Origin of the sequence: Synechococcus sp. WH 8016 (assembly GCF_000230675.1) — a bacterium.
Lineage (GTDB): Bacteria > Cyanobacteriota > Cyanobacteriia > PCC-6307 > Cyanobiaceae > Synechococcus_C.
This window is the reverse complement of sequence record NZ_AGIK01000004.1, coordinates 118669-132994: the sequence shown is the minus strand read 5'-3', so window position 1 is coordinate 132994 and position 14326 is coordinate 118669. Positions and strand designations below refer to the sequence as shown.

Genomic DNA, 14326 nt, shown 5'->3' with positions numbered 1-14326 from the left:
AGCAAGACCATATTGCTTTTTTTATCGATTTGTTTGTGTATTGATGTGTTTTTCGAGAAGTTTAAAATGCTAATTGGAAGGCGACAGCGATGCCCATCAGGGTCTGCATTGCATATTCAGTGAAGCTGATGATTCCTAGGGGTGTTTTGCTATTCCCTCCAACGCAGGCGCAGTTCAAAGCGAGCTTGTCGATGTAAACCGCTTTGAGGACTGAAATCATTCCCTGGATACCAACAATCAGTGCGATCCACCCTGCCATTGGAAGCGGCGGTTTCATTAAAAAACCAAGCCCGATCAGTAGTTCCACTCCCGGATAGAGCTTGCCCCATAGGCGCCATCGTTTTGTGGCCAGGTCGTATTTCACGAAACTGGCCGCGAAGGACTCCACATCAATGAGCTTGAGCATTGCCAGTGTGCAGATGGAAATCCCCATGAAGTGTTGGATCACATTGCCTTCCAGAACCAGTGAGATCAGAAGTGCAGTTCCGAAGACTGCTACCACTGGCATGTAGGAATACTCAGCTCCCTGAGCTTCTTCTCCGAGCATGGCGGCCAACTCTGTATAACCCCCTATTCGTTCATCGCCGTTGAAAATCTGTGGCGTTGTGGCAACGCCATGTTGAGCTTTGAAGGTGTTGACTTCCTCTCGGCTTGTTAATCGATGGTCTTCAAAGCTGATCCCTTGCTTCTCCATTAATGCAATCGCTTTCAGTCCCCAGGGGCATTCGTGTTCCGGCATTGACATCCGAAAAACGTGCACGTCTCTAAGCCTGGATGAAGAGGTCATGGCTGTGGGGATGATCATCTTGAAGGTAGCCATGGCGATCTTTCCTGACCCTGCGCTTGATCGGGGTGACTCCGCTTCCCGCCTTAGCAAGGGGCGATGAGTTTTTTGTGAGACGGATCGCTCCGTCATGTCCATCCAACCTGAGGCCACCCTTCAGCACAGGTGCATCGAAGCTGCTTAAGACACTCGTGAGGATGCCGGTGATCGCTGCTCCTACTCAAACGTGACAGAAACGCCTACCACTGGCACTGTGGCTTTGTCGTTAAGTGACTTCATGGCTCTGATTCCTCGCTGGCAGTACATGTCTGATCGCAGCAAGGCCATCGTTAAAAATACCGCTGGCACGGCAGTGGTGCTCTTGATTGGTGTCGTGCTCCTGCGTGCATTTTTGGGGTGGATTGTTCTCGCTGTGATCATCTGGGCAGGCTGGAAGTACCTGAACCGCAAGTAGGCCACTCATGACAAGTGTGGATCGCACTTGAGTTGGATTTTGGCTTCGGCTTTTCTGAAGCACGTTGGAGTTAGACCTGCGTAAGCAAAATTTCTAAAGCAGGTCGTGATGGTTGCTTCCTCGAATGCTTCTTAAAAGGATATTTGTTTGAACTTTGCTGTGATTGCGTTCTTGGCATGCTTCTGCAATCCTCGGCTGTTTCTGTTCAGAAGGCAATGCGCGTTTAAACCGATGCAGAAAATGCTCATCGGGTGGAGAATACTTTCATCGAGATCGGAGGTGCCAAGCATGGCAAACACTCCCCCCCAGCAAAAGTAAGAAGCTGCCTGGCCTCTTAAGCACCTGCTCCACGAGTTTTCTCACCATCCATGGACACGCCCTTCATCCCGGCTATAGCAAGCTGGGGGGCACTCCAATCGGAGCCAGAAGGTCCATCACCTGGAACATTCGCCCCAGTTGCTCATCAAAGCCCGACACTTCGTCTTGACGTTTGAAGCATGCGGCTTGACCCCTGGTTTCTGGATTCCCAGAGGTGTCGGAAGCGAAGAATCATGAAAGGGCACTCCCACATCTGCCGCAGGTGGGCTGCTCTCTCACACCTCTGAAGCACTCTCGGTGTGAACCATGCATGCTCGAGAGAGCTAGGCGAGTTTCCCATCGCGAATTGCGTTATGGCTCTATCTTCTGGAGGCAAACCTGCCAAGAACTGCCTTGGCAGAACGTGTCTTAAGTGGGCCTCTGATGGCTCGCTTTCTGAATTTGATAAGGACGATCTTATGAGGCGGCTTTGTGCTGCGGACGCAGAACTGGCTAAGTCAGATGCCTGCAGGATTCACGTTGAGCCGAGGAATCACTAATCCAAGGCTCTTGATTCATTACCCCCGCGATAAGCGGGGATTTTTATTGCCGTCCAGTCGCAGTGATGAGCTTGTTGATACCGCAAGTCATGTTTGTCGCTGTCCACAAGTCTTTCGTCAACTATTCTTCTGCATAGGTGCTAATCACCGTGCTTTCAATAATGTGGCCGCTGCCACGAATCATTTCTTTGTTGTCATCAAAGATCTTCTGGGCAACACCAACGGGTCCTTGCTGAATGGCGCAGATCTTGGATGGATCGCTCTTGCTAACGCCACGAAATAGTGACGTTAACCCAACTGCCTTGTGCATTTTGCTTACATCTTCACTGTCATAAATTGCAGCCCACTCTGCGAAGGGAACGCTCAAGCTAAAGGTCCAGATGGTGGTTTCCATGGGGCAAAAACTTGTTCATTGATTTAAGCACTCTCTCTCTGACTCTTTTTGTTTGCGTTGTGACAGTCGCTCCGGTGTTGTCGATGATGGCATGTAAGTGCTGCTAAAGCATTGCGTGTTAATTCTCTGACCTCTTTGTATTGAAAAAGTGGCTTGAGTACGATTAGTGTTCAAAAATTATTTTGTATGGCTTCTACTTTCTTCCATGTCCAGCATGAGTTTCGCCATGGAAAAGCCCAGGATTGGTGGGCTGCTGCGCAGGCAGCCATGGCTCCTGGTGGTGGATGGGATGACGCCGTTGTCAAAAACTTAGAGGCTGGATTCTTTAATCATTCCTTTTGTCCAACGTCTGCTGAAGGTCCCATATTCTGTATTTGGGAAGTCCGTGAGGGCATTACTTCTGAGCAGTTTCAGGATTTCATTGATGGCCCGATGGGTGTGAATTTTGGGCTTGCGGCAATGATGAACATTTGCAAGGCAGTGAACGTGGAGCTTGCGGGTAATACTCCCTATCCCAGGAAGTTTTGATTGGGTGATCGATGAATCAATGTGCTTCAGATGATTCTCATGTGATTCATATCGGCCATTGGGATAGGTTTCACTCCTGATTTGGATATCCAGCTCCTCTGTGAGCTGATTAAAGATTACTTAAAGAAGCATCTCGCTACACTTGCTTTTCTCTTGCTTTTCAGACAGAAAGGAGTCAGATCAGGAGTAGAGAATGTCTTCCATTCGCAACCGCTCGCACCACAGCCCTCAGGTCAATCAGCGCATTCTTGAGCATGACCTGGAAGGGGCTGGCGAAGCCTTGATGGCTTTTGATGGGTTTCAATCCGAAGGTCCAGAGCTGGAGACCATGGTGTTGCAACGACCAAGCGGACCTCAGCAGCCCGGCCTTCTTCAACAGTTGCTCAAAAAGGTCAACAACTTGTTTGCTTTTGTTCGATCTCGGCGGTGATAGCGCTACCGATCGCTTCATTCTCACCAACTGCTTCATCATGAAAAAGCGAGTAGCCGTTCCGATTGAATCCATTAACCGCCCTCATGAGAGTGTGATTGATGAAAGTAAAGTTGATGATCTGATCAGAAGCATCAAGGAGATTGGGCTTCAAGAACCTATCGATCTCATTGAGTTTGAGGGTAGGTTCTATGGATTTAATGGCTGCCATCGGTATACAGCGCATAAGCGTCTCGGCCGGACAACGATTGAGGCCAATATTCGTCAAGTAGATCGGGCTACGTTCCGTCTCCATTTGATGTGATTCAGCAGCACTGGAATACCTTGTTGGGATTGATATCTTTACTTTCCTGCTCGGCATCTCTGACATTGTGAGATGCTGTTTTTGTGGTCATCAGGAAGTGTCAGGAAGTATGGATCAATGTCGAATTCATAGCCACAATCACACGCTACATGGTATCTAAGCTTTTTGGACTTTACGAGCCTTGTGAGTAGAGTGATGTTTCCATATTTCTGTCCAGATTTAAATCTTTCGAGCTTCCTCTCTCCAGTAGAAGCGCGATTGACACGCGCTTTTGACAAAGAATTTCGTACCGAATTTTCGCTACCTTTGCCGATGACTTTGGCGATCTGGGAAAAGGTTCTTCCCTCTTCCACGTAGAGGCGTTTGATTTCTTCAAATTCGCTTTGTGTGAAGCCAGACTTTCCTGCCACTTGAGCTGCTCCCGCCTTCAGCACCAAGTATCTCAGGGGCCTGCTCAGTGTTCACGGATACAGATGCAAGCCAACCCCGCGGTGATGGGAGTGGAGCGCCGTTTGGTATGGGTCCGTGGCTATCTGTGGCGGGTTTATCTCCCCAGCTATGGGGTTTGAGGAAGGAACGGTTGTTACGCCATTGAAGGTTCGGTTCATGGCTTTGCTAACCCTGCCTTTTCCCTTATATTCAGATCACGTTGGTCCCCATGAGGGGACGCAGTTCGATCTCAAACAAGCAACGGGGTTTGAGGCGCTGTCGGTCGTTCCCATGAACACCCTCCTCCTGATCAAAGAAAAAGAGCTGAAGGCGCAACGTCTTCAAGATGCTCAGCGTTGTTTTGCTGCCCATTCAGAGGGCATCGATTACACCTCCGCGCATCTTTCGCCTACGAAGCTGGCTCCTCTGGCGCGTTAACGTCGCCCTGATCGTTGTGATCCACCCCGTTAATACGGGGTTTTTTATTGTTTAAGGGGATTTGATTGGCTCAGCGCGTCTGGCGCGATCAAGCCGTTCGGTGGCAATGCTGATGTCTTGCTTTTTTAGTCATTGCCCCAATCAAGATTCGGCCGATTATCTTTTTTTGCCGATTCGAACCATGCGGGGATTCAAGGGGCAGGCAAGGGCGTGGAAGGGTGTGTGAGTTCCATCGTGGATCAGGCTTCCCATCGGTTGGGCGTTTGCACTATCGAGCTTCATTGCTTGGGAATATCACTCAATCGTTCTAGGGAGCCGAGTATCCCTAAGGCGATAGGCATAACTGCCCATTTTTGACGCTTCCACCGTGAGTCAGGGAATTCAGCTGGAATCAGTCGGTTTGATACGGCCATCTCTTGAGAGCTTGATCCACCAAAAGCCTGTGGCCATCTGTCCTTCTCTCTGATTGATGTTTGGCTGCTTAACTTGGCGGCCTGGCCCTTTGCTGTCTTAAGTAAAACCGTATTTGCTGCCAGTGTTCTGTTGGCCTGTCAGCTTGGTCGCAGTCGCAACTGCTTGATGACGAGTTCATTTTCATTTAAGCCAGCAATCGAATTTGCAATATCTCAAGAGAAAATCAAGCATGAAGATGAGGTGGATTTGTCCAAAAGCTCTGTTGGTATCGACTCTGTTGTTTTGCGAAATGCTGATGGAGTGGTGATTGCAAGCATCTATAAAAGAATTCTCAAAGAAATTGAAGATTCTAAGAGTTTGGAAGAGGGTGATCAAGCGGTTGAATCGTAATTCTTGTTATCCAATGCTTCTTGGTCTGGTCTGCTGCGTTTTAGCTGTTAATTGATGTAGAATACTTGAACTTTTTTGTGTGGCCCAATGCTTTCGCCAAGGTCTCTTTTAAATGTATTTTTGGCTGCTTCTTTGGGCTCCATTGCCCTAACCGGCATCTCTTCAGTGGAAGCAAAAGCTGAGATTGAGATTGAGGTGAGCCTTAAAGAGCGTTACCTTTGGCTCAAAGACTCAGGAACTGTTATCAAGAGATATCCAATTGCGATCGGCGCCCCTGAAACCCCCACGATTCCCGGTGTTTATAGCATTCTGAAAAAAGTAAAAGATCCTACTTATTATTCAAAGTCTCATCATAAGGTTTTCCCTGCTGGGCCTAATGATCCAGTGGGTGTTCGATTTATGCCTTATCTTAAGGCGGCTTCAGATGGAAAGGTTTACGCCGTTCATGGAACGGCTTGGCCACGCTGGGTCCACCTTCGGGCTGCTGCAAGTTTGGGCTGCATCAGAATGTTGAATAGTGACGTTATTGAAGTTTTTAATCAGGTTGAGGTGGGGACACCCATTGTGATTCGCTGAGCTGGCTTGCCACTCCGATTCCTTTTGGTTTGTAAACGCTTCTAGTGGTTCAGTTGGTTTGCACCTGAATCAGAACAAATATCTGTTATTCATCATTAATTCTGACAATTTTGGTTTGAGGCTGTCATAATTTACTTATGCCTCGTCTCCGACCGGACTCAAAACGCCTGCCAGACATCCCTGGTGGTGAGGGTTGGCTCTCTAACGAGCTTCAACAGCAGCTTGTGCATTTCCAGTCTGCTGGCAACTCTGCTGATGGCGAATTGATCGCGTTAAGGACATTTCAGTGGAAACCGCCCTATCCGCCAGTCCCCCTATCGCGTCGTCGGATGCTTCGTCATCAGGCCGTCGACACCTGGGACACCATGCGTGAGGCGGGTTGGCAGCGCTGCTATCCGCCTGTTCGATAAAAGAGGCTCTGATATCGTCTGTGCTGAATCCAGGTGCGTAAGTTTGTAATACAGCCGGTTCCTTTGCGCTAAGTCTTTCCTTTTCAGCAACATTGGGCACGCCATGTTGCGCCGTGAAACGAATTGATGAGCTTCATCAATGAAAGCTGTTTTCTTCTCTCTGATGCTTCATAACTAATTTGTAGTTTGTTGTTCAGGTGAATGGCTCGACGTTCTTCCCTTCCTGGGCGCAGCGCTTCTGAGATACGCGCTTTGTACGATATCGCCATCATGAGTGGCATTTCGATCACCCTTCTCGGCATTGGCGTCACGATGTTTTTGGCGTTTGCTGAGGCTTCATCGAGACCCTACGGCCATTGGATGTCTGGACAAGTTTTCTTTTGATCTTCCGTGTTGCCGATTTTTGATCGTAGAGCGTCTATTATTTGGAGGGTTTAATTCATTATTCAATTGTTTTTATAAATATTTTAAAAAAAGATTGATTTCGACTACATGCGATTCGATCACTTATGGTGAATGGTTGTAAGTGCTAAAAATGTAAAAGTTTTAAATCGATGAATGTTATTTTGCTGTGATCGATTTGGGTAAAGGTTGATGTTTAATTCTGCACGTAAATGATTGAGAATGCCTTTATCGGTTGCTTTGCTCGTCGAGCTCGGCCTCTCTGGCTCCTAGGACAAGCGCGGCTAGGAATGGAGCGATGGCAAGCGCGGTGAGGATTTCCATTGAAATTTAAGAAGTATGAATATTCTGCAGACAATTTCCATCGGCTGTGTGCTCGCGGTTACACAGTCTTTGTATCGAGTATAAATACTGACCGCCGCTGAATGCCTTGGCCCTCTTAGTTCGGGTCTAGTTCCTGAGCTGCGTGTGCCAGAGCGTCTCTTCTGCTTCCTGTGAGTTCATGAATGCGGAATTGCTTCAGGCGGGCTTTGACCTTTGCGTTGGCACCGGCAATTAACACTTGGCGTTCGTGGTGCTCCGCTTCCTCCACCATCCTTTCAATGGCCAAGGTGGCCGTGATTCCAAGGTGCGGAACATCTGTGACGTCCAGCAAAAGTATTTTGTACTGCCGGATTTGGGTCATACGTTCGCTAATTCCTTTCGCGGCTCCAAAGCTCAGTGGCCCTTGCAAGCGAAACAGCATGAGTGCGTCACCGCAGCGATTGAGGAGATGCTGCTCTTCTTGGTCGAGCTGAGAGCTGTCCTCTGAATTCATGCTCTCCAGTTGATGCGTTGTTATTGATTCAATGGTTAGAAGGTTGGCTACGAACATTCCAACAAGGACCGCTCCAATCAGATCCCAGAACACGGTCATCAGCAAAACGCCCCACATCACGAGTGCTGTTTTGATGGAGAGACGGTGGGCCCTTAAGAGGAATCCCCAGTCAATAATGTCTAGGCCTACTTTGATGAGGATTCCTGCCAATAATGCTTCTGGAATGCTCTCGGCTAACGGGCCTGCACCCAGTAGAAGCACAAGCAGAAACACCGAATGCGCCATCCCTGAGATAGGCGTTCGACCCCCTGATTTGATATTAATGACCGTTCGCATCGTTGCCCCGGCACCAGGTAAACCGTTGAACAGTCCAGCAACGCTATTGGCAATGCCTTGACCTATCAGCTCCCGGTTGGAGTGGTGACGACTTTGGCTGATGTTATCGGCCACAAGTGATGTCAGAAGGGAGTCAATGGCACCGAGAACCGCCAGCACAAGTCCTGCGCGTAATAAGACGGGTAAGTGATCTTTTAGGTTAGGCAGGCTGAAATTCAATCCACCTTCTGGGATGGTTCCGATTCTGGGGATTCCGTCTTGAAAGAGCAGCATGGACAGAGGCGTGATCACCACCAATGCAATCAATGGTGAGGGAACCCAGGTGCTGAGCCTTTTTGGGGTTAAAAAAACCACTGCCAGTGTCAACACCCCAACCAGTAATGCAGCCGTGTTAGGAGTGAATTGGCCAAAGACTGTCCCGAGTGAAGCAATGACTCCGCCCTGACTTTTAATTCCTAATAAGGGTCCGATTTGTAGGCATAAAATGATGACCCCAATGCCAGACATAAAGCCTGACACTACAGAATAAGGAACCAGGGTGATATAGCGACCAAGGCGCAAAACCCCCATCAGAATCTGAATGAGCCCGCCGATTAAGACGGCTCCCATCACGAGCGGGAGTAGCTCATTGCTTCCAAGCTCCCGAGAGATTCCAACGGCTGCGAGTGTTCCAATCACACCGGCAACGGTGACGCTCATCGGTCCTGTTGGACCTGAAACTTGTGCAGGGGTACCGCCAAAGAGAGCGGCCAAGAAGCCCGTAATGATGGCCCCATACAACCCGTAAATAGCCCCGCCAGGCCCCAGCGCTGCGTTTCCAAATGCAAGGGCTAGGGGAAGGGCCACGACGGCTGCGGTGAGCCCCCCCAGTAAGTCGCCTCTCCAGTGCCTCCAACTGAAGCCGTGAACTAAGGCCAGTTTTGGACGCGCCATGGATTACGGACGGGCTGGCATGGATGACCACACCTTGAGTTGCTCCAGGGTTTGAACGCCTTCTCGGCGCTCTCCGTTTTCAAGAATCCAGGTGGGATAGGCACGAATCTCTGCTGTTCGACAGGCTGCCGCCTGAATCGGAAGTTCCTTGGGTTTCGCGCATTCCACATAGGGAAGTTTGACGGCTGCATCGCCGAACATCCGGTTTTGGGTGATGCAGGCAGGACAGCGCCAGGAGCCGTAGTACAACGCCTTACTTTCTTTGAGATGCTCTGCGAGCTCTGATGGATTGGGCGCCGCTGCCACGGGAACTGGCAGAACGAGCGCTGCCAGTGCTGCCATCACTGGCCAAAGCTTGTTGATTTCAACCATGGTTCAAATCTAAGAAAGGTATGCCGTTCGGGCATCCCGCCATTGCTCCGGTCCGCATCCACGGACGAAACTGGCGATTGGATCTGATGCGCAGCCCCAAGGGTTGATGAATTCCATGGCCGGCAGTGGCTACCGCGATTACTTCAAAGTGCTGGGTGTGGAACGCAGTGCCGACGCCGATACGGTGAAGCGTGCTTTTCGCAAGTTGGCTCGTCAATATCACCCCGATGTGAATCCGGATGATCAGGACGCTGAAGCGCGCTTTAAAGAAGTGAGCGAGGCCTATGAGGTGCTTTCTGATCCTGAGAAGCGTCGTCGCTACGAACAATTTGGCCAATATTGGAACCAGGCAGGCATGCCTGGTGGTGGCTCAGGCCCCGCCGGAGTTGACGTTGACTTTGGACGCTACGGCAACTTTGACGACTTCATTAATGACCTCCTGGGCCGCTTCGGTGGTGGGGTTGGAGCTGGCTCTGGTCCGGCTGGTTATGGAGGCGGTTTCCCTGGGGGTGGTTTCCCTGGCGGCGGTTTCCCCCGCGGTGGATCGAGAGCCGCTCTCAACCTTGATGCGGAAGCAACGGTCAAGGTGACTTTTTCGGAGGCGTTTCGAGGGGGGGAGCGCACCTTGTCTGTGAACGATGAACGGGTTCAGGTGCGGATCCCAGCTGGGGTGAAAAGTGGTTCGAAGCTTCGGCTTAAGGGCAAGGGAAATGTTCAACCGGGCACGGGGCGTCGAGGGGATCTCTATTTGGTGATTGAGGTTCAACCCCATTCGATCTGGACGCTGGATGGCGATCAGTTGCGCGCTGAATTGCCCGTTGCTTTCGATGAACTCGCCCTTGGTGGAACGGTCAAGGTCATGACCCCCGATGGCGAGGCAGACGTCACCATTCCCCCTGGCACGGCGCCTGGAAAAAGCCTTCGTTTGCGCGGAAAAGGCTGGCCAGGGAAGTCTGGTCGTGGAGATCTGTTGCTTACCCTTTCCCTTCAGTGGCCTAAGCAGTGGTCAGACGAACAGCGTCAGCTTCTGGAACAGTTTCAGAGCAGCCGAGACGGAAACCTCCGGCAACAGTGGATTCAGAACGCCAGCCTTTAAGGCGGGATTTACGATTTCCCCATCTGTCGTCCGACCGCATTAATGGAGATCACCTATCGCCCGCGCCGTTTGCGTCGCTCTCCGGCCCTACGGGCCATGGTGCGCGAAAACCAATTGCTTCCAGCTGATTTTATCTATCCGCTGTTTGTGCACGAAGGGGCGGAAGTTGAGCCGATCGGTGCGATGCCAGGTGCCTATCGCTGGAGTCTCGATCGTTTGAGTGCGGAGGTTCAGCGAGCCTGGGATCTGGGGATTCGTTGTGTGGTTCTCTTCCCGAAGGTGGCGGAAGGCCTCAAAAGTGAAGACGGTTCAGAAAGTTTCAATGCCAACGGTTTGATCCCCAGGGCGATTCGTCAGCTCAAGAGGGATGTCCCCGAGATGGCGATCATGACCGACGTGGCCCTTGATCCTTACTCCTGTGATGGCCACGACGGGATTGTGAGCCCAGAAGGCATCGTGCTGAACGATGAAACCATCGACCAGCTGTGCAAACAAGCGGTGATGCAGGCGGAGGCAGGGGCCGACCTGATTGGACCCAGCGACATGATGGATGGACGCGTTGGCGCCATTCGTGAAGCCCTTGATGACGCGGGCTTCGAGCACGTCGGCATCATCAGCTACACCGCAAAGTATTCGTCCGCCTATTACGGCCCCTTCCGCGAGGCGCTGGATTCGGCTCCTCGCGCGACCACTGAAAAGGTGATCCCTAAAAACAAAGACACCTATCAGATGGATCCGGCCAATGCGCGCGAGGCCATCACGGAGGCTCAGCTTGATGAACAAGAAGGTGCCGACATCATGATGGTGAAGCCAGGCTTGGCGTATCTAGACATCATCTGCCGTCTTCGGGATGAGTCAGAGCTTCCAATCGCGGCTTACAACGTCAGTGGCGAATACTCCATGGTGAAAGCGGCCGCCGAACGTGGCTGGATTGATGAACGTGCTGTGGTTCTGGAGACCTTGCTGAGCTTCAAGCGAGCAGGTGCCGATTTAATCCTCACCTATCACGCCTGTGATGCTGCCGAGTGGCTTCGGACGTGCTGAAGATGGCGATGCCGTAGACGGTCTCGGTCATGGAGTCCCTCACAGATGGCGATTGACAGACCAGAATGACCGTCTTCTTTCACTGCACCTATGCCAGCGGTAAAGCGCCTCGGCCACGTTGCCATCCGTGTGCAGGATCTGTCACGTGCGATCGCTTTTTACTGTGATCTCGGCATGCGCTTGGTTTGGAAGGCGGATGACTGGTGTTATCTCGAGGCGGGAGACAGTCGAGATGGGTTAGCCCTCCTTGGACCCAGCTACAAAGCGGCAGGGCCGCATTTTGCCTTTCACTTTCGCGATCGGGCCGAGGTTGATGTGGTCCACGACCACTTAAAAGCCTCTGGGGTCAGCGTTGGCGCTGTGCATGACCACAGAGATGGAACGGCTTCGTTTTACTTCCGGGACCCAGATGGGAACTGGCTCGAGATGCTGTACGAACCTCCCGGTGGTATCCCCTCCAACCAGGTGGAGGCATCGGCGGGTCTCTCTTGATGACATCTGAACCCCGCACCACCTCGCTGCCTCCTCCGGTCTCGATCTTGGAAGAGACATTGGAGTTGTTGGAGTGGCCCAGGTTGTGCCAGCACTTTTCAACGTTTGCCAACACTCCACAAGGGCGCCAACACTGCTTGAAGGGTCAGCTTCCCGCTGACCTGGAAACCACGCTGACCTATCAAGCCAGAAGTATCGAGCTCGCAAGCCTGGATGGGCTCCTCGATGGCGGATTGAGTTTTCAAGGGGTGTCTGACCTCGAGATGGTCTTGCTTCGCTGCTGCAAAGGCGGAACAGCGTCAGGAGAGGAGTTGTTGTCTGTGGCTCACACCCTTGCAGCCGCCCGACGTCTTCGCCGTCAGATCGATGACCCTGACTTAAGGCCTGACTGTTCGGCTCTGCTGGAAAACGTGGCGACGCTTCCGGAGCTTGAGCAGCGGTTGAAATTTGCCTTGGAAGAGGGTGGGCGCGTTGCGAATCGAGCGAGTGAATCGTTGGAAGAGTTGCGCCTCCAATGGCAGGTCGCTCGGCAGGAGCGGCGTGATCGTTTGCAGGCGGTTCTGCGGCGCTGGACATCCCTGTTGCAAGACGCCGTCATTGCGGAACGCCATGGTCGACCGGTGTTGGCGGTGAAGGCTGGTGCCGCCTCCCAATGTCCAGGAATGGTTCACGACAGCTCTTCGTCTGGAAACACTGTTTTCGTTGAACCGAAGACGGTGATCGGTCTTGGCAATCGTCTTGCCGCTCTCGATGGTCGGATCAGAGAAGAGGAGCGTCGGGTCTTGGCGGAGCTCAGCGCTGCCGTTGCCGAGCAAAACGATGCGATCGCTCGTTTGATGGCCGTGTTGTTGAAGCTCGATCTGGCCTTGGCGAGAGGGCGGTATGGACAGTGGCTTGGTGCCGTCCCACCCCGGCTTGACGCTCAACCTGATGCCCCCTTTCAAATTCTCGAGCTCCGCCATCCACTGCTGGTTTGGCAGCAGCGCAAGGAGGGGGGCGCCCCTGTGGTGCCCGTGAGCGTTGAGGTGTCGGAGCAGTTGCGTGTTGTGGCCATCACAGGACCCAACACCGGTGGCAAAACAGTGACCTTGAAGAGCATTGGCTTGGCGGCTTTGATGGCCAGAGCCGGTATGTGGATTCCCTGCAAAGGAAGTCCCTCACTGCCTTGGTGTGCACAGGTTCTTGCCGACATCGGCGACGAGCAGTCGCTTCAGCAAAGTTTGTCCACGTTTAGCGGTCATGTAAAAAGAATCGGCAGCATCCTTCAATCCATCGCCTCTGGACCCTCTCCCGCATTGGTGCTGCTGGATGAGGTGGGAGCCGGCACGGATCCGAGTGAAGGCACAGCCCTGGCGATTGCGTTGCTGCGCAATTTGGCCAATTGCGCCCGGCTCACCATCGCGACCACTCACTTTGGCGAGCTCAAAGCTCTCAAATACAGCGATTCACGCTTTGAAAATGCCTCCGTGGCCTTTGATAGCGATACCCTTTCGCCGACATACCAGCTGCTTTGGGGGATTCCAGGACGGAGCAATGCCTTAGCGATTGCTACGCGTCTCGGGTTTGACAGCGATGTGATTGAACAAGCCAGGCAATTGCTGAAGCCCAGTGGCGATGGTGATGTCAACGCTGTGATTCGCGGCCTAGAAGAGCAGAGGCAACGCCAACAGGCCGCGGCTGAAGATGCGGCGGCACTTTTGGCTCGCACCGAATTGCTGCATGAGGAGCTCCTTCAGCGTTGGGAGCAGCAACGCAAAAACTCAGCTCAGCAGCAGGAGTTGGGACGTCAGCGTTTGGAGAGCTCCATTCGCGATGGTCAAAAAGAGGTGCGTCATCTGATTCGTCGGCTGCGGGATCAGAAAGCGGATGGTGAAACCGCTCGCCGCGCCGGTCAGAGGCTGCGCAAGCTTGAATCCAACCATCGCTCCGTTCCAGAGCGTCGCCATCATCCTGAATGGCGCCCCTCTGTGGGCGAGCGCATTCGCCTGCTTGCCCTCGATAAAGCGGCTGAGGTGCTTGAGGTGTCAGACGATGGTCAGCAGCTGAGTGTGCGCTGTGGTGTGATGCGCAGCATGGTGGATCTTCAAGCGGTGGAAAGCTTGGATGGCCGCCGAGCTGCACCCCCTGAGAAACCTGTGGTTCAGGTGAAAGCGCGCCGAGGAGTCGGTGGCTCTCAGGTGCGTACCTCGCGGAACACCGTGGATGTTCGCGGCCAGAGAGTGCATGAAGCGGAAGCTGCTGTGGAAGAGCTCCTCCGTGGTGCGAATGGTCCGGTTTGGGTGATCCACGGGATCGGGACTGGTCGCCTCAAGCGCGGTTTGCGTCAGTGGCTCGATTCGCTCCCGTACGTGGAACGGGTTGGTGATGCCGATCAGGGAGATGGTGGTCCAGGTTGCAGCGTTGTTTGGGTGCGCTGATCGCTGAGC

Annotated in this window: 19 protein-coding genes; 13 read left to right on the top strand and 6 right to left on the bottom strand. The window is 52.5% G+C overall.

The window, feature by feature from the left end; all coding sequences use genetic code 11:
• Positions 1 to 61 precede the first annotated feature (61 nt).
• Both SYN8016DRAFT_RS10685 and SYN8016DRAFT_RS15575 read right to left on the bottom strand, forming a co-directional pair.
• Positions 62 to 820: a MauE/DoxX family redox-associated membrane protein gene (locus SYN8016DRAFT_RS10685; protein WP_006854415.1), complete on the bottom strand. Its 759-nt coding sequence runs from the start codon at positions 818 to 820 to the stop codon at positions 62 to 64.
• Positions 765 to 947 (bottom strand): hypothetical protein, encoded by a 183-nt coding sequence (locus SYN8016DRAFT_RS15575; RefSeq protein WP_173362181.1) that lies wholly within the window; start codon positions 945 to 947, stop codon positions 765 to 767. Before SYN8016DRAFT_RS15575 ends, SYN8016DRAFT_RS10685 begins: the two co-directional genes overlap by 56 nt.
• Positions 948 to 1010: 63 nt before the next feature.
• Here SYN8016DRAFT_RS15575 and SYN8016DRAFT_RS10680 point away from each other — a divergent pair, with 63 nt between their 5' ends.
• Positions 1011 to 1238 carry a hypothetical protein gene (locus SYN8016DRAFT_RS10680; RefSeq protein WP_141561483.1) on the top strand — a complete coding sequence of 76 codons (228 nt, stop codon included), beginning with the start codon at positions 1011 to 1013 and terminating at the stop codon, positions 1236 to 1238.
• 978 nt (positions 1239 to 2216) lie between these two features.
• Here the strand turns inward: SYN8016DRAFT_RS10680 and SYN8016DRAFT_RS10675 are convergent.
• Positions 2217 to 2489, bottom strand: coding sequence for a DUF3764 family protein (locus tag SYN8016DRAFT_RS10675; RefSeq protein ID WP_006854413.1), 273 nt, complete (start codon positions 2487 to 2489; stop codon positions 2217 to 2219).
• Between the two features lie 186 nt (positions 2490 to 2675).
• Here SYN8016DRAFT_RS10675 and SYN8016DRAFT_RS10670 point away from each other — a divergent pair, with 186 nt between their 5' ends.
• The 3 genes from SYN8016DRAFT_RS10670 to SYN8016DRAFT_RS10660 all read left to right on the top strand — a co-directional run bounded on the left by SYN8016DRAFT_RS10670 (position 2676) and on the right by SYN8016DRAFT_RS10660 (position 3751).
• Entirely contained in the window at positions 2676 to 3017 is a 342-nt protein-coding gene (locus SYN8016DRAFT_RS10670) for a hypothetical protein (RefSeq protein ID WP_006854412.1), read from the top strand.
• A 193-nt stretch (positions 3018 to 3210) separates the two neighbouring features.
• The gene (locus SYN8016DRAFT_RS10665; RefSeq protein WP_006854411.1) at positions 3211 to 3447 is read left to right on the top strand and encodes a hypothetical protein; all 237 of its coding nucleotides are present in this window, start codon (positions 3211 to 3213) and stop codon (positions 3445 to 3447) included.
• A complete protein-coding gene (locus tag SYN8016DRAFT_RS10660; protein WP_244279082.1) occupies positions 3428 to 3751 on the top strand; it encodes a sulfiredoxin in 324 nt (107 codons plus the stop codon). Before SYN8016DRAFT_RS10665 ends, SYN8016DRAFT_RS10660 begins: the two co-directional genes overlap by 20 nt.
• A 38-nt stretch (positions 3752 to 3789) precedes the next feature.
• Here the strand turns inward: SYN8016DRAFT_RS10660 and SYN8016DRAFT_RS10655 are convergent, their stop codons facing one another.
• Positions 3790 to 4185, bottom strand: a complete 396-nt coding sequence (locus tag SYN8016DRAFT_RS10655; RefSeq protein WP_006854409.1) for a hypothetical protein — start codon at positions 4183 to 4185, stop codon at positions 3790 to 3792.
• Positions 4186 to 4357: 172 nt separating this feature from the next.
• On the opposite strand from SYN8016DRAFT_RS10655, the gene SYN8016DRAFT_RS10650 reads away from it, so the two are divergent.
• The 5 genes from SYN8016DRAFT_RS10650 (at position 4358) to SYN8016DRAFT_RS10630 (ending at position 6792) form a co-directional block, all read left to right on the top strand.
• Positions 4358 to 4618: a hypothetical protein gene (locus tag SYN8016DRAFT_RS10650; protein ID WP_038014482.1), complete on the top strand. Its 261-nt coding sequence runs from the start codon at positions 4358 to 4360 to the stop codon at positions 4616 to 4618.
• Between the two features lie 486 nt (positions 4619 to 5104).
• Positions 5105 to 5422, top strand: a complete 318-nt coding sequence (locus SYN8016DRAFT_RS10645; RefSeq protein WP_038014479.1) for a hypothetical protein — start codon at positions 5105 to 5107, stop codon at positions 5420 to 5422.
• A gap of 87 nt (positions 5423 to 5509) precedes the next feature.
• Positions 5510 to 5998, top strand: coding sequence for a L,D-transpeptidase (locus SYN8016DRAFT_RS10640; protein ID WP_006854406.1), 489 nt, complete (start codon positions 5510 to 5512; stop codon positions 5996 to 5998).
• A gap of 137 nt (positions 5999 to 6135) precedes the next feature.
• Positions 6136 to 6408 carry a DUF1651 domain-containing protein gene (locus tag SYN8016DRAFT_RS10635; RefSeq protein WP_006854405.1) on the top strand — a complete coding sequence of 91 codons (273 nt, stop codon included), beginning with the start codon at positions 6136 to 6138 and terminating at the stop codon, positions 6406 to 6408.
• 201 nt (positions 6409 to 6609) lie between these two features.
• A complete protein-coding gene (locus SYN8016DRAFT_RS10630; protein ID WP_006854404.1) occupies positions 6610 to 6792 on the top strand; it encodes a hypothetical protein in 183 nt (60 codons plus the stop codon).
• Positions 6793 to 7249: 457 nt separating this feature from the next.
• On the opposite strand, the gene SYN8016DRAFT_RS10625 is transcribed toward SYN8016DRAFT_RS10630, so the two are convergent.
• Together SYN8016DRAFT_RS10625 and SYN8016DRAFT_RS10620 are read right to left on the bottom strand one after the other, a co-directional pair.
• On the bottom strand, positions 7250 to 8896 hold the full coding sequence (locus tag SYN8016DRAFT_RS10625) for a SulP family inorganic anion transporter (protein WP_006854402.1): 1647 nt from the start codon (positions 8894 to 8896) through the stop codon (positions 7250 to 7252).
• 3 nt (positions 8897 to 8899) lie between these two features.
• Complete coding sequence (locus SYN8016DRAFT_RS10620; protein WP_006854401.1) at positions 8900 to 9268, bottom strand: hypothetical protein; 369 nt, start codon at positions 9266 to 9268, stop codon at positions 8900 to 8902.
• Positions 9269 to 9383: 115 nt separating this feature from the next.
• Here SYN8016DRAFT_RS10620 and SYN8016DRAFT_RS10615 point away from each other — a divergent pair, with 115 nt between their 5' ends.
• The 4 genes from SYN8016DRAFT_RS10615 to SYN8016DRAFT_RS10600 all read left to right on the top strand — a co-directional run bounded on the left by SYN8016DRAFT_RS10615 (position 9384) and on the right by SYN8016DRAFT_RS10600 (position 14317).
• Positions 9384 to 10364, top strand: a complete 981-nt coding sequence (locus SYN8016DRAFT_RS10615) for a DnaJ C-terminal domain-containing protein (protein ID WP_006854400.1) — start codon at positions 9384 to 9386, stop codon at positions 10362 to 10364.
• A 42-nt stretch (positions 10365 to 10406) separates the two neighbouring features.
• Positions 10407 to 11408: a porphobilinogen synthase gene (gene hemB, locus SYN8016DRAFT_RS10610; protein WP_006854399.1), complete on the top strand. Its 1002-nt coding sequence runs from the start codon at positions 10407 to 10409 to the stop codon at positions 11406 to 11408.
• A 90-nt stretch (positions 11409 to 11498) separates the two neighbouring features.
• On the top strand, positions 11499 to 11900 hold the full coding sequence (locus tag SYN8016DRAFT_RS10605) for a VOC family protein (RefSeq protein ID WP_006854398.1): 402 nt from the start codon (positions 11499 to 11501) through the stop codon (positions 11898 to 11900).
• Positions 11900 to 14317 carry an endonuclease MutS2 gene (locus tag SYN8016DRAFT_RS10600; protein WP_006854397.1) on the top strand — a complete coding sequence of 806 codons (2418 nt, stop codon included), beginning with the start codon at positions 11900 to 11902 and terminating at the stop codon, positions 14315 to 14317. The genes SYN8016DRAFT_RS10605 and SYN8016DRAFT_RS10600 overlap by 1 nt, the downstream gene beginning before the upstream one ends.
• The last annotated feature ends 9 nt before the right edge of the window (positions 14318 to 14326 follow it).

What these genes read in the sequence shown, in the direction of transcription:
- SYN8016DRAFT_RS10685 (WP_006854415.1), bottom strand. Translation starts at nt 820, where the DNA reads ATGGCTACCTTCAAGATGATCATCCCCACAGCCATGACCTCTTCATCC.
- SYN8016DRAFT_RS10635 (WP_006854405.1), top strand. Translation starts at nt 6,136, where the DNA reads ATGCCTCGTCTCCGACCGGACTCAAAACGCCTGCCAGACATCCCTGGT.
- SYN8016DRAFT_RS10665 (WP_006854411.1), top strand. Translation starts at nt 3,211, where the DNA reads ATGTCTTCCATTCGCAACCGCTCGCACCACAGCCCTCAGGTCAATCAG.
- SYN8016DRAFT_RS10670 (WP_006854412.1), top strand. Translation starts at nt 2,676, where the DNA reads ATGGCTTCTACTTTCTTCCATGTCCAGCATGAGTTTCGCCATGGAAAA.
- SYN8016DRAFT_RS10620 (WP_006854401.1), bottom strand. Translation starts at nt 9,268, where the DNA reads ATGGTTGAAATCAACAAGCTTTGGCCAGTGATGGCAGCACTGGCAGCG.
- SYN8016DRAFT_RS10600 (WP_006854397.1), top strand. Translation starts at nt 11,900, where the DNA reads ATGACATCTGAACCCCGCACCACCTCGCTGCCTCCTCCGGTCTCGATC.
- SYN8016DRAFT_RS10625 (WP_006854402.1), bottom strand. Translation starts at nt 8,896, where the DNA reads ATGGCGCGTCCAAAACTGGCCTTAGTTCACGGCTTCAGTTGGAGGCAC.
- SYN8016DRAFT_RS10650 (WP_038014482.1), top strand. Translation starts at nt 4,358, where the DNA reads ATGGCTTTGCTAACCCTGCCTTTTCCCTTATATTCAGATCACGTTGGT.
- SYN8016DRAFT_RS10615 (WP_006854400.1), top strand. Translation starts at nt 9,384, where the DNA reads ATGGCCGGCAGTGGCTACCGCGATTACTTCAAAGTGCTGGGTGTGGAA.
- SYN8016DRAFT_RS10605 (WP_006854398.1), top strand. Translation starts at nt 11,499, where the DNA reads ATGCCAGCGGTAAAGCGCCTCGGCCACGTTGCCATCCGTGTGCAGGAT.
- SYN8016DRAFT_RS10630 (WP_006854404.1), top strand. Translation starts at nt 6,610, where the DNA reads ATGGCTCGACGTTCTTCCCTTCCTGGGCGCAGCGCTTCTGAGATACGC.
- SYN8016DRAFT_RS10675 (WP_006854413.1), bottom strand. Translation starts at nt 2,489, where the DNA reads ATGGAAACCACCATCTGGACCTTTAGCTTGAGCGTTCCCTTCGCAGAG.
- SYN8016DRAFT_RS10640 (WP_006854406.1), top strand. Translation starts at nt 5,510, where the DNA reads ATGCTTTCGCCAAGGTCTCTTTTAAATGTATTTTTGGCTGCTTCTTTG.
- hemB (WP_006854399.1), top strand. Translation starts at nt 10,407, where the DNA reads ATGGAGATCACCTATCGCCCGCGCCGTTTGCGTCGCTCTCCGGCCCTA.